This window comes from Luteimonas salinisoli (assembly GCF_013425525.1).
Lineage (GTDB): Bacteria > Pseudomonadota > Gammaproteobacteria > Xanthomonadales > Xanthomonadaceae > Luteimonas > Luteimonas salinisoli.
In genome coordinates, this window is record NZ_JACCKA010000010.1 from 20,538 (window position 1) to 45,315 (window position 24,778).

Annotated in this window: 20 protein-coding genes and 3 pseudogenes; 12 read left to right on the forward strand and 11 right to left on the reverse strand. The window is 71.6% G+C overall.

The window, feature by feature from the left end; translation table 11 throughout:
* Window positions 1–65 precede the first annotated feature (65 nt).
* From H0E84_RS01500 to H0E84_RS01515, 5 genes and pseudogenes are all read right to left on the reverse strand, one after another.
* Window positions 66–254, reverse strand: coding sequence for a hypothetical protein (locus tag H0E84_RS01500; RefSeq protein WP_180676858.1), 189 nt, complete (start codon window positions 252–254; stop codon window positions 66–68).
* A 224-nt stretch (window positions 255–478) separates the two neighbouring features.
* Complete coding sequence (locus tag H0E84_RS01505) at window positions 479–2,110, reverse strand: phytoene desaturase family protein (protein WP_180676859.1); 1,632 nt, start codon at window positions 2,108–2,110, stop codon at window positions 479–481.
* 118 nt (window positions 2,111–2,228) lie between these two features.
* On the reverse strand, window positions 2,229–3,365 hold the full coding sequence (locus H0E84_RS01510) for a UDP-N-acetylglucosamine--N-acetylmuramyl-(pentapeptide) pyrophosphoryl-undecaprenol N-acetylglucosamine transferase (protein ID WP_180676860.1): 1,137 nt from the start codon (window positions 3,363–3,365) through the stop codon (window positions 2,229–2,231).
* A gap of 205 nt (window positions 3,366–3,570) precedes the next feature.
* Window positions 3,571–3,966: pseudogene (locus tag H0E84_RS20780) on the reverse strand (YadA C-terminal domain-containing protein); the annotation flags it as partial.
* A gap of 60 nt (window positions 3,967–4,026) precedes the next feature.
* A pseudogene (locus H0E84_RS01515) lies at window positions 4,027–5,172 on the reverse strand (ESPR-type extended signal peptide-containing protein); the annotation flags it as partial.
* Between the two features lie 298 nt (window positions 5,173–5,470).
* Between H0E84_RS01515 and H0E84_RS20130 the strand changes: the two are divergent.
* The 4 genes from H0E84_RS20130 (at window position 5,471) to H0E84_RS01530 (ending at window position 10,987) form a co-directional block, all read left to right on the forward strand.
* The gene (locus tag H0E84_RS20130) at window positions 5,471–5,614 is read left to right on the forward strand and encodes a hypothetical protein (RefSeq protein ID WP_219339541.1); all 144 of its coding nucleotides are present in this window, start codon (window positions 5,471–5,473) and stop codon (window positions 5,612–5,614) included.
* A gap of 67 nt (window positions 5,615–5,681) precedes the next feature.
* Window positions 5,682–8,393, forward strand: coding sequence for a serine/threonine-protein kinase (locus H0E84_RS01520; protein ID WP_180676862.1), 2,712 nt, complete (start codon window positions 5,682–5,684; stop codon window positions 8,391–8,393).
* 85 nt (window positions 8,394–8,478) lie between these two features.
* Complete coding sequence (locus H0E84_RS01525) at window positions 8,479–9,579, forward strand: OmpA family protein (protein WP_180676863.1); 1,101 nt, start codon at window positions 8,479–8,481, stop codon at window positions 9,577–9,579.
* Between the two features lie 100 nt (window positions 9,580–9,679).
* A complete protein-coding gene (locus tag H0E84_RS01530) occupies window positions 9,680–10,987 on the forward strand; it encodes a hypothetical protein (RefSeq protein WP_180676864.1) in 1,308 nt (435 codons plus the stop codon).
* 64 nt (window positions 10,988–11,051) lie between these two features.
* On the opposite strand, the gene H0E84_RS01535 is transcribed toward H0E84_RS01530, so the two are convergent.
* The 4 genes from H0E84_RS01535 to H0E84_RS01550 all read right to left on the reverse strand — a co-directional run bounded on the left by H0E84_RS01535 (window position 11,052) and on the right by H0E84_RS01550 (window position 14,747).
* The gene (locus tag H0E84_RS01535; protein WP_345776247.1) at window positions 11,052–11,597 is read right to left on the reverse strand and encodes an ECF-type sigma factor; all 546 of its coding nucleotides are present in this window, start codon (window positions 11,595–11,597) and stop codon (window positions 11,052–11,054) included.
* Window positions 11,598–11,983: 386 nt separating this feature from the next.
* Window positions 11,984–13,633, reverse strand: coding sequence for a chaperonin GroEL (gene groL, locus H0E84_RS01540; protein ID WP_180676865.1), 1,650 nt, complete (start codon window positions 13,631–13,633; stop codon window positions 11,984–11,986).
* Between the two features lie 140 nt (window positions 13,634–13,773).
* Window positions 13,774–14,064, reverse strand: coding sequence for a co-chaperone GroES (groES, locus tag H0E84_RS01545; RefSeq protein ID WP_180676866.1), 291 nt, complete (start codon window positions 14,062–14,064; stop codon window positions 13,774–13,776).
* Between the two features lie 194 nt (window positions 14,065–14,258).
* Window positions 14,259–14,747 carry an acyloxyacyl hydrolase gene (locus H0E84_RS01550; protein ID WP_180676867.1) on the reverse strand — a complete coding sequence of 163 codons (489 nt, stop codon included), beginning with the start codon at window positions 14,745–14,747 and terminating at the stop codon, window positions 14,259–14,261.
* Between the two features lie 152 nt (window positions 14,748–14,899).
* Between H0E84_RS01550 and cutA the strand changes: the two genes are divergently transcribed.
* From cutA to accC, 7 genes are all read left to right on the forward strand, one after another.
* Entirely contained in the window at window positions 14,900–15,229 is a 330-nt protein-coding gene (cutA, locus tag H0E84_RS01555) for a divalent-cation tolerance protein CutA (RefSeq protein ID WP_425600443.1), read from the forward strand.
* On the forward strand, window positions 15,226–17,736 hold the full coding sequence (locus H0E84_RS01560) for a protein-disulfide reductase DsbD (RefSeq protein ID WP_180676869.1): 2,511 nt from the start codon (window positions 15,226–15,228) through the stop codon (window positions 17,734–17,736). The genes cutA and H0E84_RS01560 overlap by 4 nt, the downstream gene beginning before the upstream one ends.
* Window positions 17,736–18,332: a TlpA family protein disulfide reductase gene (locus H0E84_RS01565; protein ID WP_180676870.1), complete on the forward strand. Its 597-nt coding sequence runs from the start codon at window positions 17,736–17,738 to the stop codon at window positions 18,330–18,332. Before H0E84_RS01560 ends, H0E84_RS01565 begins: the two co-directional genes overlap by 1 nt.
* A 300-nt stretch (window positions 18,333–18,632) precedes the next feature.
* A complete protein-coding gene (gene aroQ / locus H0E84_RS01570; RefSeq protein ID WP_180676871.1) occupies window positions 18,633–19,082 on the forward strand; it encodes a type II 3-dehydroquinate dehydratase in 450 nt (149 codons plus the stop codon).
* A gap of 113 nt (window positions 19,083–19,195) precedes the next feature.
* Window positions 19,196–19,687, forward strand: coding sequence for an acetyl-CoA carboxylase biotin carboxyl carrier protein (accB, locus tag H0E84_RS01575; RefSeq protein WP_180676872.1), 492 nt, complete (start codon window positions 19,196–19,198; stop codon window positions 19,685–19,687).
* A gap of 17 nt (window positions 19,688–19,704) precedes the next feature.
* A complete protein-coding gene (locus H0E84_RS01580) occupies window positions 19,705–20,088 on the forward strand; it encodes a four helix bundle protein (RefSeq protein WP_180676873.1) in 384 nt (127 codons plus the stop codon).
* A 39-nt stretch (window positions 20,089–20,127) separates the two neighbouring features.
* Complete coding sequence (accC, locus tag H0E84_RS01585) at window positions 20,128–21,495, forward strand: acetyl-CoA carboxylase biotin carboxylase subunit (RefSeq protein WP_180676874.1); 1,368 nt, start codon at window positions 20,128–20,130, stop codon at window positions 21,493–21,495.
* A gap of 121 nt (window positions 21,496–21,616) precedes the next feature.
* Here accC and H0E84_RS01590 read toward each other — a convergent pair.
* Window positions 21,617–21,967 (reverse strand): annotated as a pseudogene (locus H0E84_RS01590) (hypothetical protein); the annotation flags it as partial.
* A complete protein-coding gene (locus H0E84_RS01595) occupies window positions 21,964–22,968 on the reverse strand; it encodes a hypothetical protein (RefSeq protein WP_257644009.1) in 1,005 nt (334 codons plus the stop codon). The pseudogene H0E84_RS01590 and the gene H0E84_RS01595, both read right to left, overlap by 4 nt.
* Before the next feature lie 312 nt (window positions 22,969–23,280).
* Between H0E84_RS01595 and prmA the strand changes: the two genes are divergently transcribed.
* Complete coding sequence (prmA, locus tag H0E84_RS01600; protein WP_180676875.1) at window positions 23,281–24,204, forward strand: 50S ribosomal protein L11 methyltransferase; 924 nt, start codon at window positions 23,281–23,283, stop codon at window positions 24,202–24,204.
* The last annotated feature ends 574 nt before the right edge of the window (window positions 24,205–24,778 follow it).

The window sequence follows — 24,778 nt, forward strand, 5'->3', positions numbered from 1 at the left end:
GGAAAACCGGTCGCGGGCTTTGCTCCCTCCCCCACGTCGGGTGCGGGGCAATCGTGAACGAAGTGTTAGTCGGGTTGCACGCTGCAGTGCAAAACGATACTTGGCAGTACACGAAAGGACCTGCCTTGCAAACGTTTGCAGCGCTGGCGGATGTCCTCGCAGGAGCCCGCCATGCGCGCGCAGGCCGAGGGCGGGTGAATGCGGCTGGAATCGCCGCCCACCTCATCGGAAACGCCCGCGGCTTTCGCGGCCATGGGCCGCTCCTACCGAAGCGGCAGCACTGTCCGATATTTGTAGGAGCGTGCCACGCACGCGAAAGCCGGCGCGGCTGGGGATACCCGGAATCGCCGCCCACCCGGCCGGAGACGCCCGCGGCTTTCGCGGCCATGGGCCGCTCCTACAGGGGGGCGGGGGATTGCGCTGGTAGGCGCAGCATGCGCGCGCGGATGCGCGACACGGTTCGCCTTCCGGCGCTCGTTCAGTCCGGCCGCGGGCCGCGGCGCAGGTCGCGGAGGATCTCGCGCGCGGCGTTGCGCCCAGGCAGGCCGGTGACGCCACCACCCGGATGGGTGCCCGAGCCACAGAGGTACAGCGCATCCAGGGCGCCGCGATAGTCGCCCTGCCCCAGCAGCGGCCGCGCCGAGAACAGCTGGTCCAGCCCCAGCACGCCGTGGAAGATGTCGCCGCCGATCAGCCCGAACTCGCGCTCCAGGTCCAGCGGCGACAGCGCGCGGTAGCCGAGCACGCTGCGCCGGAAGTTGGGCGCCACCGTATCGACGGTGTCGATCATCAACTCCGCCACCGTCTCGCGATGCGCATCCCAACCGCCGTCGACCTCGGGGTGCACGTGCTGGCAGAACAGGCTGGCGACATGCTGCCCGGGTGGCGCCAGGCTGTCGTCCAGCGTCGAGGAGATCACCAGCTCCACCACCGGCGCGCGCGACCAGCCGGGGTTGTGCGCCTTCGATTTCGCATCGAAGAACGCCTGCTCGAAGTAGCCCAGCGACGGTCCGACCAGGATGCCGCTCTGGTGGTGCGGCTGCAGCGCGGTCCCTGGCGCGGCGGCGAAGTCCGGCAGCTCGGCCAGCGCCACGTTCATCCGGAAGGTGCCGGAGGCGCAGCGGTAGCCGGCGATGCGCTGCACCGTGTCCTCGTCAAGCTGGCCCTGCGGGACCAGGCGCTGGTAAAGCAGCTTGGGGTTGAGGTTGGAGACGATGGTGGCGGCGCGCAGCTCGCGGCCGTCTTCCAGCGCCACGCCGACCGCGCGACCGCGCTCGCCGTGGCCGCGTTCGACCAGCACCTGCGCCACCGCCGCACCGGTCTCGATGCGGACTCCGCGGGCCTCGCATTCGGCGGCGATCGCCGCGGTGATCGCGCCCATGCCGCCGATGGCGTGGCCCCAGACGCCGGACTTGCCGTTGACCTCGCCGAACACGTGATGCAGCAGCACGTAGGCCGAGCCCGGCGTGTACGGGCTGGCGAAGTTGCCGACGATCGAGTCCCAGCCCAGCGCCGCCTTCAGAGGTTCGGACTCGAACCAGCCGTCGAGCAGGTCGCCGGCGGACTTGGCGAACAGATCCAGCAGGTCGCGGCGGCCGCGCATGTCCAGCCGCCGCAGCTGCTTGGCGGTGGCGTAGGAAGCCAGCCAGTCGGCCAGGACGAACCGGTCGGAGAGGTTGGGCGGCGCGCGCAGCATCAACTCGCGCAGCACCGCCACCACGCGCTCGAGCATGGCGTTGTAGGCGGGCAGGCGCTCGGCATCGCGCGCCGACCAGCGCGCCACCTCGGCCTGGGTGTGTTCGCCGCCGAGCCGGAACGCGCGCCCGTCCGGCAGCGGCAGGAAGTTGGCATAGGGCCGCTCGACCACGCGCAGGCCGTGTTCGACAAGGCGCAAGTCGCGGATCACCCGGGGGTTGAGGAGGCTGACGGTGTAACTGGCGGTGGAGTTGCGGAAGCCGGGATGGAACTCCTCGGTGACCGCGGCGCCGCCGACCACGCCGCGGCGCTCGAGCACGGTGACCCGAAGCCCGGCACCGGCCAGGTAGGCGGCGCAGACCAGGCCGTTGTGGCCGCCGCCGATGATCAGGACATCGGGATTCCCGTGGCTCATGCCGCTCCTCGTCGATTGCGATACCGCTTCACCAGTGCCGCGCCCGCGGCGCTCCTGCCGTTGCTCCACCGCCCATCGGCCCGCGTCGCGGCTGCCGTCGTTCCCACACCCCGGCGCATCACTCGGCCGCAGGGGCGTGGCCGGCCAGCATCCGCTCCACTACGTCGGCCAGCGCCTGGGCCGCCCGTGGGCGACCCAGATCTGCGGCGGCCTGCGCCGCCCGCTGCAGCCGCTGCGGTGCGGCGAACAGGTCGCCGAGCAGAGCCGCGAGCGATGCGGCGGTCAGCGACGGCTCGGACACGCACCAGCCGACGCCGGCTTCCGCCAGCGCCTCGGCGTTGCGGCGCTGCTCCAGGCGCGAGCCGCCGTGCGGGATCGGCACGAACACCGCCGGGCGGCCGACCGCGAGCAGGTCCGCGGCGGTGGTGGCGCCGGCCCGGGCGATCACCAAATGGGCCGCGCGCAGGCGCACGCCCATGTCGTCGAAGAACGGACGGATCTCGGCCTGGACGCCAGCCCCGCCCAGGCGCACGGCGATCGTCTCGGCATCGTCGCCCTTGTACTGCAGCGCCAGGCGCAGGCGTGCGCGCAGCGAGTCCGGCAGCGCCAGCAGCGCTGGCGGCACCACCTCGCCGAAGACCCGCGCGCTCTGGCTGCCGCCGACCACCAGCAGCTGCAGCGGGCCGGCATCGGCGATCTCCGGGTAGGGCGCGCGCGCGTCGAGGATCGCGCGCCGCACCGGATTGCCGGTCTCGACGATGCGCGCCGGGTCGAATCCTTCCGCCCCATCGATGCGCGGGAACGACGTCGCCACGCCGGAGGCGAAGCGCAGCAGCTTGCGGTTGGCCAGGCTCAGCCGGGTGGCCTGCTCGTGCAGCAGCAGCGGCAGGCCGAGGCTCTTCGCCGCCAGCGCCGGGGCGAAGCTGGGGTAGCCGCCGAATCCGACCATCAGCGCCGCGCCGCGGCGACCCAGGTCGCGCCGTGCCCGCCACGTGGCGCGGGCGATCGTCCATGCCGCGGCCAGCTTGCCGACCGGACCGCCCGCCAGGCTGCGTGCCGGCAGCACCACGTGATCGAGCCCCTGCAGAGCCTGGGTGTAGGCGGCGCCGCGGCGCTCGGTGTAGATCACCGCGCAGTGCCCGCGCGCGATCAGCTCGCGCGCCAGCGCCTCGGCCGGGAACAGATGGCCGCCGGTGCCGCCGGCGGCCAGGGCGATGGTGGCGTTGGAAACGTTCCGTGCAGGGCGCGGGCCCATTGTCGGCGCACCGAATTCGAGCGGGCTGCGACTATAGCGACTGCGCGCCGCAGGCACCACGACGCACAGGCGCAACGCTCCTCCGGCACGGCCCCGGCCGGCCGCGAGGCGCGAGGGACGCAACTCGCTCCTGGCGCCCCCGGGGCCTGCCGAGGCGCCGGCCGCATGGTCGCGACCGGCGTCCCGCGTGCTTCCGGCTGTGGTGCTACAGATCCACGCCGAAGCCGATGCCGCCCGAGCGCTCGCCGCCGCTGAAGGCCCCGCCGAGCGAGAACGAGGCGCGCTGGCCCACGCGCCGGCCGTAGCCGATCGACAGCGCCTGCTCGCCGCCCTGGAAACCGGCGCCGACCGCGATGCGCCCGCGCGGGCTGGCGCTGCCGGCCGCATTGATCGCCATGTTGAGCATCGCCGAGCCCATCGCGCCCTGGCGGTCGATGCGACGGTCCTGACGCTGCAGGCGTCCGTCCAGGTCCGCGAAGCTGTCCTCCAGCGCGTCCAGCCGCCCGCCGATCGCGCCCGGGTCGAAGCCGGCGAGCTCGGCGATGCGGGTGTCGGTGTAGCTGTTGGCAGCTCCGAGGGTGGCGGTGTCGCCCGCACCCATGTCGGTGCGGATCGCGGTCTCGCGATTGTCGGTATAGGCATTGGCCGCGGTGCCGCCGGTGGCCACCGCGGTGTCCGTGTAGGCGTTCGCGGTGGCCAGGGTCGCCTGCAGCTGGCCGAGATTGACCGCATCGGTGGTGGCGGTGCCCGCGGCGACGTTGGCGATCTGACGCTCGCTGCCCGCGCGTCCCACCGAGACCGTGTTGTCGCGATCGGCGAGCGCACCGTTGCCGAGCGCGACGCTGTTGAGCCCGTCGGCGGCGCTGTTGGCCCCGATGGCGATGGCAGCGTCGGCGCGGCTGCGGGCGCCAAGACCGAACGCGATGCCGTTGGTGCCCAAAGCCTGGCTGGCCGGCCCGATCGCCATCGCCCCCCCTCCCGCGGCGTTGGCGCCCTCGCCGAACGCGCTGGACAGGATGCCCGAGGACTGCGCGCCGCTGCCGACGGCGATGCTGCGGTTGCCGTCGGCCGTCGCCAAGCGTCCCAGCGCGAGCGCGGTCTCGCCCGATGCCGTGCTGAGCGCGCCGATCGCGGTTGCGCCCCAACCGCTGGCGCCGCTCTCGTAGCCGAACGCGCTGGAGTGCGAGCCCGTCGCCACCGCGTTCGCTCCGACCGCCACCGCGTGCGCCTCCTCGGCAAGGCTGCCGACGCCGACCGCCACGCTGCCCTCGCCCATGGCGACGTTGCCCACGCCGAGCGCCACGGCATCGTCGGCCGCCGCCTGGTTGTCGGAGCCGATCGCGACGGCGCGCTCGCCGGCGGCGGTGTTGCCGGAGCCGAAGCTGCTGCTGCCATCGCCGCTGGCGACGTTGCTCTCGCCGTAGGCGCTGCTGCGCTGGCCGTCGGACTGATTGCCAAACCCGACCGCGCTGCTGTCCGCGCCGGTGGCGCTGTTGGCGTAGCCGAAGGCGTTGGCGAACGCGCCACTGGCGGTGTTCTGCCGGCCGAACGCCGCGCTGCGGCTGCCGCTGGCGTCGTTGTGGCTGCCGACAGCGCTGCTCAGCGTCCCTGCCGCCTCGTTGGCCACGCCGCAAGCGGTCGCGTTTACGCCACCGGCAACGCTCGCGCCGGTGGAATCGGCCCCGGTCAGCTCGCAGGTTTCCCCGGCGATCACGGGGGCGGACAACAGCCCGGCGGCGATGGCCAGCGCCAGCCGGCAGGACAACGGAACGAGAACGACGCGCATGATGGACTCCCAGGTCGACATGAAGGAAAAGCGCGGACGATCCGCGCCCGTCCATGCATTCGAGATGGCTGGCCTTCGCGTGCCAGAGACGTCGCGTGGCGGGCGGCGGACGCCACCTGAGGCGCCGCAGGACCGGTTCGTCACCAGCCGAGGTGCATGACTCGGGGCAACCCGCCGCAGTCGCCACAGGGCCGCCGGGACTCCGCGACCCCGTCTCCGCGCCGGTGGGCGACGATCCGGCACGAGCGCGACCGCTTCCGATGCGGACGAGCCGCCGGGCCGCTACGATGGGTCCCACCTTGCGCTGCGGGCCATTGTCATGACCGGGGCCGATCGGGAAGACCTCGCCCTGCTGCCCAGGCACCCGGGCGACGACGATGCCACAAGGTCGGCGCGCGTATACACGCTGCGCGACGCCGGATCGGCGGCCGGCTGCGCTTCACCGCAGTCGCCGGTGGCGTGACCCGCGACCGCCTCGCCCTGCGAATGTCCGCAAAGAGCCTCGACCGCATCCACGAAAATCCAGCCCGATGACTAAGCCTGCCGACACGACCGACGACCCCGGCCACTGGCAAGCCGCCATGGCGCTGGTCGGACGGTTGCTGGACCTGCCCGAGGCCCGGCGGCTGCAGGCGCTGTCGGACGCAGAGGCACCGGAAGAGGTGCGCCGGCTGGCCAGCCGCCTGCTCGTCGCCGCGCAGCGCGACAGCATCCTCGACGCGCCGCTGCCCGCGCCGCCGCTGCCCGAGCATCTCGGCGGCCATCTCGCCGGGCGCCGCCTGGGCCGCTGGCTGCTGGTCGAGCTGCTGGGCGAAGGCGGCATGGCGGTGGTCTACCGCGCGCGCTCCCTGCAGGCCCCGGTGGGACAGCCGGCCGCGCTGAAACTGCTGTCGATGGCCGCCGCCACCGCGGCCGGCCGCGCGCGCTTCGAACGCGAGATCGACATCCTGGTGCGCCTGCGCCACCCCGGGATCGCGCCGGTGCTCGATGCCGGTGTGGCCGACGACGGTACGCCCTGGTTCGCCATGTCGCTGGTCGAGGGCATCGACATCGCCGCCTGGTGCCGCGAACAGGGGCTTGGCGTTCCGCAGCGCGTCGAACTGCTGCTGCAGGTCTGCGACGCCGTCGCGCATGCGCACCGGCACCTGGTGATCCATCGCGACATCAAGCCGTCCAACGTGATGGTGGATGCCGAGGGCCGCGCGATCCTGCTCGACTTCGGCATTTCCCGCATCCTGGCCGAAGGCGCGGCCGAGATCACCAGCACCGGCCTGTACGCCTTCACGCCGCGCTATGCCGCACCCGAACAGCTCGATGGCGGCGCGATCACCACCGCCACCGACGTCTACAGCCTGGGCAGCCTGCTGCATCTGCTGTTGCTGGGCAGCGCGCCCCAGTTCCCGCCCAGCGCGCCCCATGCCGAGTGCATCGACCCGGCGACGATCGCGCGGCGCGAGAGCGACCGCGCACTGCGCAAGGCCCTGGCAGGGGACCTCGGCGCGATCCTGCGCAAGTCCCTGGCGCGCGACGCGGGGCTCCGCTACCAGGGCGCGGCGGAACTCGCGACCGACCTGCGCGCCTGGCGCGACGGCCATCCGGTGACTGCACACCGCGACAGCCGCTTTTACCGCCTCGGCAGGCTGGCCGCCCGGCATCGGCTTGCCAGCGGGCTGGTGATCGCCCTCACCATCAGTCTCGTCACCGGCATCGCCGCATTCGCCTGGCAGGCCGAACACGCGACACGCGAAGCCGAAGCGGCGCTGCAGGCCAAGGCAGAAGCCGACGCATCGCGCCTGAACACCGCGCGGGCATTGGAACGCGCGAACGTCCTCAACCGTTTCATCATCGACCTGTTCAGCGCAACGCAACCGGATCGCCCGCTAAACGAACTGCCCACTACGGAGGAGCTGCTGGAGATCGGTGCCGCGCGGGCCCGCGACCCTGCAAGTGGGCCGCCGGAAGTGCGCGCGCAGATGCTGACCGTAATCAGCCGGATCCATGGCCGGCGCGCACGTCGCGAGATCGGTATCGCGCTGGTGGACGAGGCGATCGGGCTCGCGCGTTCCGATGCGGACGCAGACGGAGAAGTGCTGGCCCGGGCGTTGATGGTGCGCGCGGACTACGCACGCGGGAAATCAGGAAACACGTTGGCCGCTGCGCTGCTCGACGAGGCCGAACGTGCCGTAGAAGGCGCGGGCCCACCCTCGCCGACCTTGCTGGAAGTCCGCCTGGAGAAGGCCCTGCTGTTGAGCAATACCGGCCGCATCCATGAAGCTATCGAGGCGACCGGGGCGCTGCTGGCCGAAGCCGGGCAACGCACCGACCTGCCGGACGGCTTCCTGGATCTGCTGCTCAGCGACCAGGCCGCCAACTACCTCGATGCGCAACTCCACGCATCGGCCTACGAGCATTTCGAAGAGCTGCTCGCGCTCCGCCGGCAGCAGAAGGACGGCAACCTGCTGCGCTACACCGTATCGCTGGCGAGCAGCGCATTGAACCTGCTGCACCTGGGCGATTTCGCCGAGGCGGGACGCAGGCTGGACGAGGCACAGCGCCACTACGACAGCCTGTTCGACGCACCTAACAGCTATCGGGCCGCCGCACGCTTGATCCGCGCGATGCTGTTGACCCGGCAACGGCGGTTCGACGAAGCGCTGGCGGAGGTCGAGGCGGGCAACCGGGAATGGGCCCTCAGCACTGGCAGCGATCCCGCGGAGTTTCCTTTTTTGGCCTACTCCCGGATGGAAGTCATGGAAGCGGCGGGACGTGCGGAACAGACCGAAGCCGAAGCCGCCCGGGCCCTGGCTTTGTTCACGCCGATGGCGGCGGACCATCGCAACAAGATGATAAAAATCGAATCGGTCCTCGCCCAGGCCGCGTGCCGGCGCGGCGAAGTCGAGACGGGGAGCGCGCTGATTGCCTCTGCGCGCGCGCGCGCGGACGTCCCCGCAGCGCGCGACGTCATCCTCCTTTCCGGCCTCGAAGAGGCGCAGGCGAACTGCCTTGCCGCGGCGGGCCGGCTGGACGGGGCCCTGGCCGCACTGGATGCTGCCGGCCGCTTCGACGCGCGCTACGCGCCGGGGAACGCCCAAGACCTTGCCCGCCGCGCGGCACTGCGCGCACAGCTGCTGGAGGCCGCCGCCGATCCCGCGGGTGCCACGGCCTGGACAGCGCGAGCGCAAGCGCTGCTGGAGGGCCTGGAACTGCCGCACGGGCGCCCATGGCCGCCCTCGTCTCCGTAAAGCCCGCGCCGCTGGCCCTTTTTCCGCCGGATTCCGAATGTTCAGGTAAGCGGCCCTGCCGCAACCTGCACACGAGGAGTCCGCCATGCCCTGCCAACGTTTCCTGCCCAGGCTCTGCCTTGCGGTCCTTGCCCTGTCCCTGTCCGCCACGGTTTCGGCGCAAACCCTGGCCGATCGCCTCAAGCGTACCGTCGAGCGCGCCGCGACCAGCGAGGTCGAGCGCAAGGTGGACCAGGAGACCCGCCGGGTCACCCGTTGCGCGCTCGGCGACGAGCGCTGCGTCCGCGAAGCCGAACGCCGCGGCGACCGGGTCGAGATCGTCGGAGGCGGTGCGGCCCAGGCCGGCGCCTCGGCCGACCCGGGCGGCGACCATCCGCTGATCGCGCCCTATGCCGGATCCAACCTGCGCGAGCGCAAATACGACGCCTACAACGAGTACCAGCGCATCGTCGGCTTCGCGCAGCGGCAGAACCGCACCGAGCGCCTGGAAGGCCGGCTGACGCGGCTGCGCTACGACAATCCGCGCGGGCGCTCGACCTTCGAGATCGAGCGCAACTACCGTGACGCGCTTGCCGCGCGCGGTTTCCGCGTGGACTACGAATGCCAGCGCCGCGACGCCTGCGGCAGCATCGCCAACCCCGGCTGGAACACCATCAACGGCATGAACGTGGGCATCGCCGGCGACCTGCGCTATTTCACCGGCAGGCTGGCCTACGGCGACGGTAACGCCTACGTCTCGGTCGCGGTCAACCCGCACATCACCTACGTCCACGTGCTGGAAACCGCCGGCATGGACACGGGCATGGTCGGCGTCTCGGCCGATGCGCTGGCCGCGGGGTTGGCGCAGGACGGCAAGGTCACCCTCGATGGCATCTTCTTCGACACCGGCCGCGCCACGCTCAAGCCCGAGTCGAACCCGTCCCTCGACCAGGCCGCGCAACTGCTCAACCAGCAGGCATCGCTGAAGCTGCTGGTGGTCGGCCACACCGACGGCACCGGCAGCGCCGCATCGAATATGACGTTGTCGCAACAACGCGCCGATGCGGTGCGCAACGCGCTGCTGGCACGCGGGATCGCAGCCGCGCGCCTGGCCGCGCAGGGCGTCGGCAGCACCGTGCCGGTTGCCAGCAACGACACCGAGGCCGGCCGTGCGCAGAACCGGCGCGTGGAACTGGTGAAACAGTGATGCACCGCCTCGTTGCCGGCCTGCCGTCGGCGGCGGCTGGATGGCAGGCGCAGGCGCAGGCGCGCGATGCCACGCCAGCGGTGGCGGTCAGGGTGCGGCCATGAGCCGCGGGCGCGTCCTCGCAGTGGGCATCGTGGCCTTGCTGGCCGGTGCCGCGGCGCTGGCGTTCTTTGGCGGCGTGCCGAATCCCTTCGACCCCCCGGGACCGCCGGGAGGCATCGAGATCGTCGACTCGGACACCCGCGAGCTGGACGAGACGCGCGACGGGGTCGAGCCGCCGGACCCGTTCGCCATTCCCAAGCCGGCAGACGACAAGCCGGGCCTGCCCGGCTGGGTCGATCCGTTCCAGATCCCGCATGACCTGGCGCCGAAACCGCCGCTGCCGCCGGGCACCCTGCCGGGCTGGGTGGACCCGGACTGGTCCGGCTACAAGATGCCGCCCGACGCCGGCACCGCCGAACGCGACGCGATCCGCGCGCGGCGCCTGGCGCTGTTCAACCGCGACAGCCCGTTCCCGGCCAATCCCCCCGGCGACAGCGGGCTGTTCCGGTTCGACCTGCAGATCGTGCAGTTCCTCGACAGCAGCCGTGCCAAGGGCAAATTCACCCAGTACGTCAACAGCCGCGACGGCAGTATCGCTCTGCTGGAACCGGAACGGGTGCTGCAGGCACTGGGCGGTCGGCCGATCCCGGAGGTCGCCCTGGCCTTCGTGCTGCTGCGCCCGGGCGGCAATGCGCTGGTCTGCGGCAAGCACAAGGATTTCGGCGAGGCCTGCATCAAGGGCGGCGGCGACATGTCGGTGGGCGACGGCCTGCTGCTGGACTACACCGGCGCGATGTCGTGGTTCAACAGCATCGCCCGCACGCCGCAGTCGATGCCCGCCACCAATGCCAATACGCAACCGAGCGAACTGGACCGTCCCTTGCGCGGCAAGCTGCCCGAGGGCGGCTACCTCAGTCTGTGGCACGACCCGGTCGCCAGCCGGGTGCAGACGCAGGTACCGTGGCTGGGGCTGGGCGCGGGGCTGTTCAAGGACTATCGCACCCGGGTCAACCGGGTGGCGCGGGTGATGGTGGCCGAAGGCGCCGACGTCGACGGCGGCGATGTCGGCTTCCGCCTGGTCGGCATCCAGCCGGCGGATCGAAGTTTCGACACCTCGCAGTACCGCATCGTCACCGGCTTCACCACGGCCGGACTGGACGAAGCGCGCGCGATGGGACTGGGCATCATGACCGACACCATGCAACAGGCGCAGGAAATCTCCGCCGCGCTGCGCGCCTGCCAGCCCGACGACCCCGGCCGCCTGTGCCGCCGCAAGCACAGCGAGCAGATGCAGCAGCTGCAGGACGACAACGCCGCGCAGATCCGAGACTGGGCGCAACGGCACGGCTTGCCGGTCGAGGACTGAGACGCGTGACCCGCCAGCGTCGCCGAAGGCGGGCCGCGGCACGCTTCGGCCGCGCCGAGGCGCCCTATTCCATGAGCATCTGCAAGGCGGCGCGGGCCGTGGCCCATTCCCGCTTGAGGGTGCGCTCGGAGCGGCCCAGCAGCGGCACCAGCTCGGCATAGTCCAGGCCGGCGAAGTAGCGCAACTCCACCAGCTCCTTGCGCGCGGGATCGACCCGGCCCAGCTGCTCCAGCGCCGCGTCCAGGGCCACCAGCTCGTCGGGCCTGAGCTCCTGTGCCAGCTCGTGGTCCAGCTCGATCCGAACCAGGCCCCCGCCGTGGCGCTCGGCGAGCACCCGGCGGGCATGGTCGACGACGATCCAGCGCATCGCCTGGGCCGCGGTGGCGAAGAAGTGTTTTCGGCTCTCGAGCGAGGGCGTGGCGCCGCCGCCGCACAGGCGCAGATAGGCCTCGTTGACCAGGACGGTGGGGGTCAGCGTGGACTGGCCGTCGCGCAGCAGCCCCCGCGCGGTCCGGCGCAACTCGGCGTAGAGCATGGCGTAGACCTGCGACAGGCTCTCCTGGTCGCCATCGCCGGCCTTGTCGAGCAGCAGCGTGATGTCCCCCGTCACGATCTGGTCCCCCGTCGCGATGCTGCGATTGTGCGGGCGCGCGGCCTGGATGAACACCCCGCCCGGCCGCAGGACACGGGCCGCCGCGCTCGGCCGGGCCTGTCCCGGTGAACCGCTCGACGACCCGTTCTGGTCCGGCCACGGCCGCGGCCGCTAGCGAAAGAAGGCTCTTCTCCCAATTCGGGGACCGTACCTGCCGGATGAGCGCGTGCGCACGACGCCGGGCGGACGCCCGATTCCCTCGGTGTGGAGAAGAACCAAAAAAAAAACGCCCCGCATCGCTGCGGGGCGTCTTCTTCTTGCAGTTGCAGGCTGGCGGGCCGTCCCGCTCGCCCCGCCCCTCTCCGCAGGGAGAAGGAGAAGCGCCGGGTCGCGGCTGGGCCGGATCAGAAATCCATGCCGCCCATGCCGCCCATGCCACCGCCCATGCCACCGCCGCCGCCAGCCGATTCTTCCTTCTTCGGCAGCTCGGCCACCATGGCCTCGGTGGTGATCATCAGGCCGGCGATCGAGGCCGCGTTCTGCAGCGCCATCCGGGTGACCTTGGTCGGGTCCAGGATGCCGAACGCGATCATGTCGCCGTACTCGCCGGTCGCGGCGTTGTAGCCGTAGTTGCCTTCGCCGCCGCTGACCTGGTTGAGCACCACGCTGGGCTCCTCACCGCAGTTGGCGACGATCTCGCGCAGCGGGGCCTCCATGGCGCGCTTGGCGATGTTGATGCCGTGGGTCTGGTCCTCGTTGGCACCCTTCAGCTCGCCCAGCCCCTGCAGCGCGCGAATCAGGGCGACGCCGCCGCCCGGGACCACGCCCTCTTCCACCGCCGCACGGGTGGCGTGCAGGGCGTCCTCGACGCGGGCCTTCTTCTCCTTCATCTCGATCTCGGTCGAGGCGCCGACCTTGATCACCGCCACGCCGCCGGCCAGCTTGGCCACGCGCTCCTGCAGCTTCTCGCGGTCGTAGTCGGAGGAGGTCTCCTCGATCTGCGCCTTGATCTGCTTGATGCGCGACTCGATGCCGGAGGTGTCGCCGGCGCCGTCGATGAGGGTGGTGTTCTCCTTGGTCACCTGCACCTTCTTGGCGCGGCCCAGGTCGTTGATGGTGGCCTTCTCCAGCTGCAGGCCGACTTCCTCGGAGATCACGGTGCCGCCGGTCAGCACCGCCATGTCCTCCAGCATCGCCTTGCGGCGGTCGCCGAAGCCCGGGGCCTTGACCGCGCAGACCTTGACGATGCCGCGGATGGTGTTGACCACCAGGGTCGCCAGGGCCTCGCCCTCGACTTCCTCGGCGACGATCAGCAGCGGCTTGCCGGCCTTGGCCACGCCCTCGAGGACGGGCAGCAGGTCGCGCACGTTGGAGATCTTCTTGTCGTGCAGCAGGATGAACGGATCGTCCAGCTCGGCCGACATCGACTGCTGGTTGTTGATGAAGTACGGCGACAGGTAGCCGCGGTCGAACTGCATGCCCTCGACCACGTCCAGCTCGTTGTCGAGCCCTGAGCCTTCCTCGACCGTGATCACGCCTTCCTTGCCGACCTTCTTCATCGCGTCGGCGATGATGGTGCCGACCGACTCGTCGGAGTTGGCGGAGATGGTGCCGACCTGGGCGATCGCCTTGTCGTCGGCGGTGGGCTTGCTGATGTTCTTGAGCTGCTCGACGGCGGCGATCACGGCCTTGTCGATGCCGCGCTTGAGGTCCATCGGGTTCATGCCGGCGGCGACCGCCTTCATGCCCTCGCGGATCAGCGCCTGCGCCAGCACGGTGGCGGTGGTGGTGCCGTCGCCGGCGTTGTCGGAGGTCTTGGAGGCGACTTCCTTCACCATCTGCGCGCCCATGTTCTCGAACTTGTCGGCCAGCTCGATCTCCTTGGCGACGGACACGCCGTCCTTGGTGATCGTGGGGGCGCCGAAGCTCTTCTCGAGCACGACATTGCGGCCCTTCGGGCCGAGGGTGGCCTTGACGGCGTTGGCGAGGGCGTTGACGCCGCGCACCATCTTGGAGCGCGCATCCTCACTGAAGCGGATTTCTTTGGCAGCCATGTTCTAACTCCGGGAATCGAGAATGGGGAATAGGGAATGGTCAAAAGCACAGGACACGTGCTGGCGGGATGGGGAGACAGGAGGGGAGCCGGCGCCGAGGCGCTCTTGCGATTCCCGATTCCCCATTCCCGTGCTGAGCCTCAGCTCAACACGGCGAAGATGTCGTCCTCGCGCACCACCAGGTAGTCGTTGCCGTCGAGCTTGACCTCGGTGCCGCTGTACTTGCCGAACAGCACCTGGTCGCCGGCCTTGACCTTCGGCGCGCGGACGCTGCCGTTGTCCAGGGCCTTGCCCTCGCCGACGGCGACGACTTCGCCGCGGATCGGCTTCTCGGTGGCCGAGTCGGGGATCACGATGCCGCCGGCGGACATCTTCTCTTCCTCGGTACGCTTGATGACCACGCGGTCGTGCAGCGGCTTGATGTTGCTCATATCGATCCTCGTTAAGTGATTGATCGGGTTGACAAAATTACGGCGATTTCAGCACTCGCCCCTGGAGAGTGCCAAGCTCGCGCGGACGACAAAACCCGGCGCGGGCCGGGATGCAGCCGAGATGGGACCGGCCGGCGGCCTTTCAAGGGCCGCCGACGAAAAAATTTCGGGCGGACGGAGCGGGGAAACCGGACTCAGAACCGCCAGGCGGCCAGGAACATGGTCTCGCCGTCGTTCGGCTGGTGCAGGCTGGCGTTGGAGATGTGGCGGGCCAGCAGCGAGAACCGGCGCCAGCGCCAGCCGGCCGTGGTGACGAACTGCGGGTCGCCGGACAGGGCGTCGGTCTCGCCGGCCTGGGCGCCGATGCCGAAACCGAGGGTCAGGCCGTTGTCGGTGCGCTCGTAGCGCAGGCCGGCGTGGGCGACGGTGACCTCGTCCTCCAGGTCCAGGCGGGTGTCGTCGCGGCCGCGGACGTGGATCGCGCCCAGCTCCCAGCGCAGCACGGCGTTGGACAGGGGCCGGAACTCCGGCAGCCATGCGGCCGAGACCGCCGCGGTGGTCTCGTTGTCGCGGGTGACCGAGACGCCACCGGCCACTTCCACCTGCGCCTGCGCCCAGGCGGCGGGCGCTGCCAGCGCCAGGGCGAGCACGAAGGACAGCAGCGGAAGGCGGGTCAACGACATGGCACGGCATCGGCGGGAAAAAGGGCGCACAGCTTAAACCGCGGCCGCGTCCAGCGGCAGCCGGAACCGTTGCGCGGCGCGCCATGGAGCGTTCCGCGGCCGTCGCCGCGGCGGCCTCGGCTACCCTATGCTCCCCGCCCGGAGCCCCAGCCGTGTCCGTCCTGCTCTGCCTGTGCGCCTGTCCCGACGGCGACGTCGCCGACCGCATCGCCGCCGCCCTGGTGGACGAGCGCCTTGCCGCCTGCGTGAGCGTGCTGCCCGGGGTGCGCTCGGTGTACCGATGGGAGGGCGCGGTGCAGCGCGAGGCCGAGGTGCTGCTGCTGGCCAAGACCGCGCCGGCCCGGCTGCAGGCGCTGACCGCCCGGGTGGTGGAGCTGCATCCCTATGAACTGCCGGAGGTGATCGCGGTCGAAAGCGCGGGCGGGCTGCCCGCCTACCTCGACTGGATCGCCCGGGAGACCACCGTGGAGCCGCAGGCTTGAAATCGCCATTGCCCCGGTGGCGGCGCGCCGCCGCCGTCCTGATCGGCCTGTGCGCGCTGCTGGCGGTCCCGGCCTGGGCCGCCGTCGACCCCGACGACCTGCTGCCGGTCGACGAAGCGTTCGTCCTGGACGCGCGGGCGCCGACGCGCGAACGCGTCGAGATCCGCTTCCGGGTCGCCGACGGCTACTACCTGTACCGGCACCGCATGGCGGCAGCGGCCGACGGCTTCGACGGCGCGGGCCTGCAGCTGCCCGACGGCAAGCGCCATGTCGACGAGTTCTTCGGCGAGGTGGAGACCTACCGCGGCACGGTGACCGCGGTGCTGGAGGGCGGCGCCCCGGCCGGCGCCTCCGCGCTGTCGCTGGAGGTGAAGTTCCAGGGCTGCGCCGACATCGGCGTGTGCTATCCGCCGCAGGCGCGCACCCTGCGCGTTCCCCTGCCTGCCGCGGACGCCGGCCCCGGCGGGGCGGACGGCGACGGGCGCCTGGCGGCGCTCGGCCGTGCCCTGGGCGCGGGCGCGAGAAACGTGCTCCCCGTCCTCGACGGGACCGCCTCGCAGCCGCTGCCGCCGGAGCGGGCGTTCGGCTTCGAGGCGATCGCCGCCGACGGCGACACCATCCTGATGCGCTTCACCCCGGCACCCGGCTACTACCTCTACCGCGACCGCAGCGAGTTCGGGATCGAGGGCGCCGCGGGCATCGCCGCGGGGTCGCCGCGCTGGCCGGCCGGCACCGGCCATCGCGACGAGTACTTCGGCGAGGTGGTGGTGTATTTCGACCAGGTGCACGTGCCACTGCCGCTGCGCCGCGACCATGGCGATGCCGCCGAGGTCGTGCTCGTCGCGACCTTCCAGGGCTGCCAGGACGAGGGCATCTGCTACCCGCCGATGACCCGCAGGGCGACGGTGGCGCTGCCGGGCAGCGCCGCCGGCGCGGCGGGAATGCCCCCGTCTGGGGCGGCAGCGCCCGCGACGGCGGCATCGGCCGCGGCGACGGAAGCGGCCCCTGCCCCTGCTCCTGCCCCTGCCCCGGACCCGGCCGCGATCGCGGACGCGGCGGCCCCCGCGGGATCCGGCGCCGCGGCCGATGCGGAGGGAACCACTCCCTGGACCGCCGCAGCCGACGCGGAGGAAGCCGCTCCCTCGACCGTCGCGGCCGGCGGTGCCGCGGGCGACGCTCCGCGGTCCGGCGCAGACGCAGCGGAGCTCGCCGACGACAGCCGGCTGGCCGCGGCCCTGGCCGGGCCCGACCGCCTGCTGGCCCTGCTCGGCTTCCTCGGCGCCGGGCTGCTGCTGGCATTCACCCCCTGCGTGCTGCCGATGATCCCGATCCTGTCGGGGCTGATCGCCGGCGCCGGCACCCGCCTGGGTACCGGCCGGGCGCTGCTGCTCTCGTTCGTCTACGTGTTCGCCAACGCACTGGTGTTCACCGCGGCCGGGGTGGTCGCGGCGCTGCTCGGCGCCAACCTGCAGATCGCGTTCCAGACCCCCTGGGTGATCGTGCTGTTCGCGCTGCTGTTCGTGGCGCTGGCGCTGTCGCAGTTCGGACTGTACGAACTGCAGCTGCCAGCGGCGGTGCGTGCGCGGCTGGGAGCGCTCAGCGACCGCCAGCGCGGCGGTTCGCTGCCCGGGGTGGCCGCGATGGGGGCGCTGTCGGCCCTCATCGTCGGGCCCTGCGTGGCGCCGCCGCTGGCCGCCGCCGTGCTCTACATCGGCGAGACCGGCGACCCGGTCTTCGGGGGCGCCGCGCTGTTCCTGCTGGCGATGGGCATGGGCCTGCCGCTGCTCGCCTTCGGAGTGGCCGCCGGGCGCGGCCTGCCCACCAGCGGCCCCTGGATGGTGGCGGTGCAGCGGGTGTTCGGGATGGTGTTCCTGGGTCTGGCGGTGTGGATGCTGTCGCGCATCGTTCCCGGGCCGGCGACGTTGGCGCTGTACGGGCTGCTGGCGCTGGGCGCTGCGGCCTGGGCCTTCTCGGCGCACCACCAGACCCCGCGCGCGCGCCTGCTGGCGCGCTACGCCGGCATGGTGCTGGCGGTGGTGGGCGCGGCGCAGCTGTTCGGCGCCCTGGCCGGAAGCCACGACCCGCTGCGGCCCCTGGCCGGCGCGCTGGGCGGCCCCCAGGGGCAGGCGCAACTGCCGTTCCGGACGATCAAGACCGTCGCCGACCTCGACCGCGAACTCGCCGCCGCGCAGGCGGCCGGGCAGCCGCTGATGTTCGACTTCTATGCGGACTGGTGCGTGTCCTGCAAGGAAATGGAGAAGTACACCTTCACCGAGCCCGAGGTGCACCGGGCGCTGGCCGGGTTCGTACTGCTCAAGGCCGACGTGACCGCCAACGACGCCGACGACCAGGCGCTGATGCAGCGTTTCGGCATCGTCGGGCCGCCGGCGACGCTGTTCTTCGTCGAGGGCGCCGAGCGCCGCGCGCTGCGCCTGTTCGGGTTCGAGAAGGCGCCGCTGTTCGCAGCGCGCGCGCGCCGCGCCGCGCCGGTGGCGGAGGCGCGCTGATGCGCGGCGCGACCAAGGTGGTGCTGGTGGCGCTGGCCGCCGGCGCGCTGGGCGTGGCGGCCAGCCTGCTGATCGGCGGTCCGGGGCCGCTGCTGCGCACCGAGCCGGGCCAGCGCCTTGCGCAGCGGCTGCTGCAGGCCAACGCGCCGCCGCCGCCCGGGGGCGTGGCGGTGGCCGAGCGCGGCGGGCAGGTCCCGGTCTTCTCCGTGGCGGCCCTGGACGGGGGGCAGTGGGTCCTGCCCGGCGATTTCGCCGGGCGCCCGCTGCTGGTGAACGTGTGGGCCAGCTGGTGTGGCCCGTGCATCGAGGAAATGCCCGAACTGGACCGCTACGCCCGCGCCCAGGCCGGGGCCGGGACCCGGGTGCTGGGCATCGCGCTGGACGACGCGGACGCGGTGCGCGGTTTCCTCGAACGGGTGCCGGTGTCCTACCCGCTTGCGATCGACACGCCCGGCAATGCCGACGCCGGCGTCCGCCTGGGCAACCCGCGCGGCGTGCTGCCCTACTCGGTGCTGGTCTCGGCGGACGGCCGCGTGCTCAAGCAGCGGATCGGCCCGTTCGAGCACGGCGAGATCGAAGCCTGGGCGCAGCATTGATCGGCACGCCCTCGTCGCGCGGCCGCACTGCCCCCGAAGCCCCCTCGTAGAGCCGAGCTTGCTCGGCTGCGCAAGCCTCCGAAGCCCCTCGTAGAGCCGAGCTTGCTCGGCTGCGCGCCCCCCGAAGCCCAGAGCAGCGGAGCAAGCTCCGCTCTACGGAATGCGGGCCGCGCCGGCGGCACGACCCCGAGGGGGCCGGATCAGAAACTCAAACAACCGCTTAAATTCGCCGAAGATCGGCGAACTGGACAGCAAACGGCGGTTGTCGCAGACTGCGCGCCTGTTTGTGCCGGTCCCCGCATGGCCCGATTACTGCTCCTGCATGGCCCCAACCTCAACCTGCTCGGCACCCGCGAGCCGGAGGTGTATGGGCGCATCACCCTGGCGGAGATCGATGCGGACCTCTCGGGCCGCGCCGCCGCCGCCGGGCACACTCTGGACTGCCTGCAGTCCAATGCCGAGCACGTCCTGGTCGAACGGGTGCAGGCGGCCCGCGACGACGGTACCGCCTTCGTGCTGATCAATCCCGCGGCCTTCACCCACACCTCGGTGGCGCTGCGCGATGCCCTGGCCGCGGTGGCGATCCCCTTCATCGAGATTCACCTGTCCAATCCCCACGCCCGCGAACCGTTCCGCCACACCAGCCATTTCAGTGACCTGGCGGTGGGCGTGGTCAGCGGCTTCGGCGCCGACAGCTACCGATACGCGCTGGACGCGGCGCTGGCGCGCCTGTCTGGAGCGTCCCGATGACCGGCGCGAGACGACGGATACCCGCGCCGGCGCTGGCCGCCGTCCAGGCCGCGCTCGCTGCCGCCATCGACTGAAACGCGCCACTCCCCGACCAACGAACCACGAGGCCCGCCATGGACCTGCGCAAAATCAAGAAGCTGATCGACCTGCTGGAAGAGTCGAACCTCTCCGAGATCGAGATCAAGGAAGGCGAGGAGTCGGTGCGGCTGTCGCGCGTGCTCACCGGCGCGCCGGTCGCCTATGCCCCGGCTGCCGCGGCGCCGCCGGCCCCGGTGCGCAGCGAGGTGGCGATGCCGATGCAGTCGCCGGTCGAGGCCGCGACCGGCGGCCGCGCGCCGTCCGAGACCGGCGGAGGCGAGCCGGCGCCCGACGGCCATACCGTCAAGTCGCCGATGGTCGGCACCTACTACGCCTCGCCCGCTCCGGACAAGCCCGCCTTCGTCAGCGTCGGCCAGAGCGTCAAGGCCGGCGAGACCCTGGGCATCATCGAGGCGATGAAGATGTTCAACCCGATCGAGGCCGACGTCTCCGGCACCGTGCTTGCGATCCTCTGCGAGAGCGGTCAGCCGGTGGAGTTCGACCAGCCGCTGTTCGTGATCGGCTGAAGAGCCGGGAATCGGGAATGGAGAATCGGGAATCGTCAAAGCGTCCGCACGAACGCCTGGACGCCTGGCGGGATTCGATGGATCTCGTCGAGGCTGTCTATACGTTGACGGCGTCGCTTCCCCAGTCCGAACGCTTCGGCCTCACGGCGCAGATACGCCGTTCGGCCGTGAGCATCCCTTCGAACATTGCCGAAGGCGCCGCGCGGCGGTCCACTCCCGACTATCTGCGCTTTCTGTCGATCGCTCGCGGATCCCTCGCGGAACTCGACACCCAGATGAAGATCGCGGAACGCGTCGGTTATCTCGATTCGAGCCGGAGCCTGGAGGAGCGCATCGACATGGTCTTCGCGAAACTCACGGCCCTGATGAATGCCCTGTCCCGACGAGAGCCCCAGCCATGACTGCTCTTACCCATTCCCGATTCCCGACTCCCAATTCCCATGCTTGACAAAGTCGTTATCGCCAACCGCGGCGAAATCGCCCTGCGCATCCTGCGCGCCTGCCATGCGCTCGGCATCCGCACGGTCGCGGTGCACTCGACCGTGGACCGCAACCTCAAGCACGTGGCCATGGCCGACGAGTCGGTCTGCATCGGCCCGGCGCCCTCGGCGCAGAGTTACCTGGACATGCCGGCGATCATCGCCGCGGCCGAGGTGACCGACGCGCAGGCCATCCACCCCGGCTACGGCTTCCTCAGCGAGAACGCCGACTTCGCCGAGCGCGTGGAGCAGTCCGGCTTCGTGTTCATCGGCCCGAAGGCCGCGACCATCCGCCTGATGGGCGACAAGGTCGAGGCGATCCGGGCGATGAAGGAGGCCGGCGTGCCCTGCGTGCCCGGCAGCGGCGGCCCGCTCGGCGACGATGCCGAGACCAACATCGGCATCGCCCGCGACATCGGCTATCCGGTGATCGTCAAGGCCGCCGGCGGCGGCGGCGGGCGCGGCATGCGCGTGGTGCACACCGAGGCGGCGCTGGCCGCCGCGATCTCCACGACCAAGCAGGAAGCCAAGGCAGCGTTCGGCAACGACATGGTCTACATGGAGAAGTTCCTCGAGAACCCCCGCCACGTCGAGATCCAGGTGCTGGCCGACGGCCAGGGCAACGCCATCCACCTGGGCGAGCGCGACTGCTCGATGCAGCGCCGCCACCAGAAGGTGGTGGAGGAGGCCCCCGCGCCGGGCATCAGCGAGGCGCAGCGCGCGGAGATCGGCAAGGTGTGCGTGGAGGCCTGCCTGCGCATCGGCTACCGCGGCGCCGGGACGTTCGAGTTCCTCTACGAGGACGGCCGCTTCTATTTCATCGAAATGAACACCCGCATCCAGGTGGAACACCCGGTCACCGAGATGGTCACCGGCATCGACCTGGTGCGCGAGCAGCTGCTGATCGCGGCGGGCAGGCCGCTCTCGATCCGGCAGCAGGACGTGGTGCTGCGCGGCCACGCCATCGAATGCCGGATCAACGCCGAGGATCCGGACACCTTCATGCCCTCGCCGGGCCTGATCCAGCATTTCCATGCCGCCGGCGGGCCGGGGGTGCGCGTGGACTCGCACATCTACGAGGGCTACCGGGTGCCGGCCAACTACGACTCGATGATCGGCAAGCTGATCGTTCATGGCGCCGACCGCGAGCAGGCGATCTGCCGGATGCGCGTTGCGCTCAACGAAATGGTCGTCGACGGGATCCGCACCAACATCCCGCTGCAGCAGCGGATCATGCGCGACGGCGGCTTCCAGGCCGGCGGCCGCAACATCCACTACCTGGAAAAGCGCCTGGCCGAGCGCCGCGACAAGTCCCTGTCGATCGGATGATGCCCGCCGCCGCCGCGCGCGGCGGAATTCGCGCTCAGCGGAACTCGAGCGCCCCGGGAGCGTCCACCGGCGCTTCCAGCGGCGTCAGCTGCAGCGCGCCTTCCGGCTCGATGAGTTCCGGGGACGGGACGCGCGTGCCGGGAATTGGCCGCACTCCGGCGGCCGAGGACTGGCTGACCACGGTCACGTACTCGCTCGATCCGTCCGGCCACACCACCCGGAAGGTGCTGCCCGGCGGCAGCGACGAGAACGGCGCCCCGCTCTGCGCGCGGTAGACCGCGGCGATCTGCGCCGCCCCGCTCATCCGCACCTCGGCGGGCGCGTCGACGGTGGTCACCGCGACCCGCGACAGCTCCCGGTAGTTGTCGTTGAGCGCGTCGATCATCACCCCGGCGGCGGTGACCGAATAGGCGACGAACAGCAGCACCCAGAAATAGAACTTGATCCTGTGCACGAAGCGAACGTTCTTCATTTTTTCACCTCTACATCCCCATCGCCTTCCAGCAGCGAGTCAACCATCTCATCGACGACCTCCGCCCCCCTTCGCGGGATCGCGCCTTCATACACGAACGTCTCGAAATCCTCGGCCGGGTCCTGCGAACACACCCCGCCGTTGGCGCAGTACTCGGTCATCAGCGACCCCTGGGCGCCGCAGTCCTGCCCCAGCCTACACGCCGCGAGCTGCCAGGCCAGTTCCGCCAGCTGGTCGCCCGCCACCATGCCGTCGTAGGCGGCATCGCCGCTGGCGAGCACACCCATGGCGGGCGAGAGCGCCTTGTAGGCCTCCGGGTCGTCGGATCGCTGCACGCGTTCGGCGAGGTCCCGGCGGTAGCCGGCAGCCTCGTCCAGCGGCTCGCCGGCCGCCAGCAGCGCGGCCTCGGCAGCGAGGCTCCCCGCGCCGGCGGCCTCGCGCTGGCGGACCAGGATGGCGGCCGCGCCCAGGCCGTCGCGGGGACCGAAACGCCCGCAGCGCCTGCTGACGCGCTCGCGCGCGGCCACCATCGACTCCGAGGTGCGCAGCTTCATGCGTCCGAACAGATCGGTGTCGCCGGCGTAGGCGGCCGGGTCCCCGGCGTAGGGCGCGCAGTATTCGTAGACACGGCTGACCAGCCAGATCGCCTCGGGATCGCCGGCGCGCGCCGCCGGCAGCAGCGCCTGCAGATAGGCATGAAGATCGTCGGCACGCTCGAACGCGCTGCGCAGGGCGTCCCGGCGCGCCTGCGCGACGGAGGCGCCCGTGGCGGGGGCCGGCGGCAGTGCCTGGGCGGACGGCGCGGAACCGCCTGCAGGCGGCGTCCGGGAGTCGGCGATTTCCGCGTCGTCCGCGCCGTCCGGGCCGGCGCCGGGCGTTGGCGCCTCTTGTCCGCGCAGCCACAGCGCCAGCCCGGTCAGCAGCGCCAGCGCGGCGAGGACGGTCAGCAGCTTGCTGGGCGGTGGGCTGGCGGCGGGCATCTGCAGGGCTGTCCACGGCATCCGGGGCGGCCGCTCCCGCGCCCGGTATGCCGTTGTCGTCAGCATCCCGGACATGGGTCGGTTTCCTCGCTGCGCATCACCGGATCGGTCTCCTGCGCCGGTACCGACGCACCAGATGACCGGCGCGCGAGGAGCGGCCGATCGACGAGGCCCGAGACGCGGCCGACAACACGCCCGCGCACGGGCCTCGCGCGCCCATCTTAGTGGAACCGCACCGCGGGTGCCCAGCCGCGCGCCGGTTCCGCGACGGCGCGCACTTTACGCCCGCAGCTGCGCACCGCAACATGCGTCCAGCCCACCTGCGCGGATCCCATGCCGTATCTGGAATTGTCGCTGCGCTGCAGCGAAGCCGAACAACCGCGCTACGAACGCGCCCTGGAGGACGTCGGCGCGCTGGCCGTGACCATGGTCGATGCCGATGCCGACACCGTCGACGAGCGCGCCATCCTCGAACCCGGGGTGGGCGAAACGCCGCTGTGGAACACGCTGCAGCTGAGCGCGCTGTTCGCGCACGATGCCGATGCGCTGCTGCTGCTGGCCGCGCTGGAAGCGTTCGATCCCGCCCTCGACTGGACCCGCGCCGGCTTCCGCAACGTCGAGGACCAGGACTGGGAACGCGCCTGGATGGACCGCTACACGCCGATGCGGTTCGGCGCACGCACCTGGATCGTGCCCTGGAACAGCGAGATGCCGGCCGGCGCGGACGCCGAGGATGCGGCAGTGGTGCGCCTGGATCCGGGCCTGGCGTTCGGCTCCGGCACCCACCCGACCACCTCGCTGTGCCTGCAGTGGCTCGACGCGCTCGCCCAGGCCGGCGAGCTGAAGGGCCGCGACGTGCTCGACTACGGCTGTGGCAGCGGCGTGCTGGCACTGGCGGCGCTCAAGCTCGGTGCCGCCGGCGCGCTCGGTATCGACAACGATCCGCAGGCGCTGCAGGCCAGCAGCGACAACGCCCGCCGCAACGGCGTCGACGCGCGCCTGCTGCTGCGGTCGCCGCAGCAGGCGCCGGCGGGCGCCTGGCCGGTGGTGGTCGCCAACATCCTCGCCGCGGCGCTCGACGCCCTGGCCGAGGACCTGGCGGCGCGGGTGACGCCGGGCGGCCGCCTGGCGCTGTCCGGCATCCTCGACGGGCAGCAGGAAGCGCTGCTGCGGCGCTATCGGCCGTGGTTCGAATCGCTGGCGGTCGCGCACGACGGCGACTGGGTCCGCATCGACGGTGTGCGCCGCCGTGATTGAATGCCGCATCGTCCCCATGCGCGCACCTGCCTCCATGCCCTCGCACCTCCCGGCTTCCGCCCTGCCAGCACCGCGCAGCGCCACGCCGCCGCGCGCGGCGGCCGCCGCGGCATAACTCTGGATGTTCATCAACTGTCCCAATTGCGCCGCACTGGTGGCGACCGACCTGGCCACCGACCTGCCGCCGGAGCGCTGCCCGCGCTGCGGTTTCGCCCTGCGCGACCGCACCCCGGCTTCTCCTGAAGCGGCGCCTCCCGCAGCGGCTGCTCCCGAACCGGTTCCTTCCGCACCCGTACCGGCTCCGCCGCCGGTCGCCGCCGCCCCCGCGCTGCCGCCAGGACCGCCCGCGACCGAACCGACTCCGGCAGCGCCCCCGCCCGGCACCGGCGCGCCGTTCGTGCCGCTGAAGCCGCCCCGCCCTCCGCTGCTTGCGAAAGCACCGCCCACACCCGCCGCCGAGGAACGCGCCGACAGTCCGGTCGACCAGGCCGGCACTGCATCCACGGCCACCTCTGCGGCGGCCGCGCCTGCGGTCGCGGCGCCTACCGCCGCCCCCGTGGCACCGGCGCCAGCG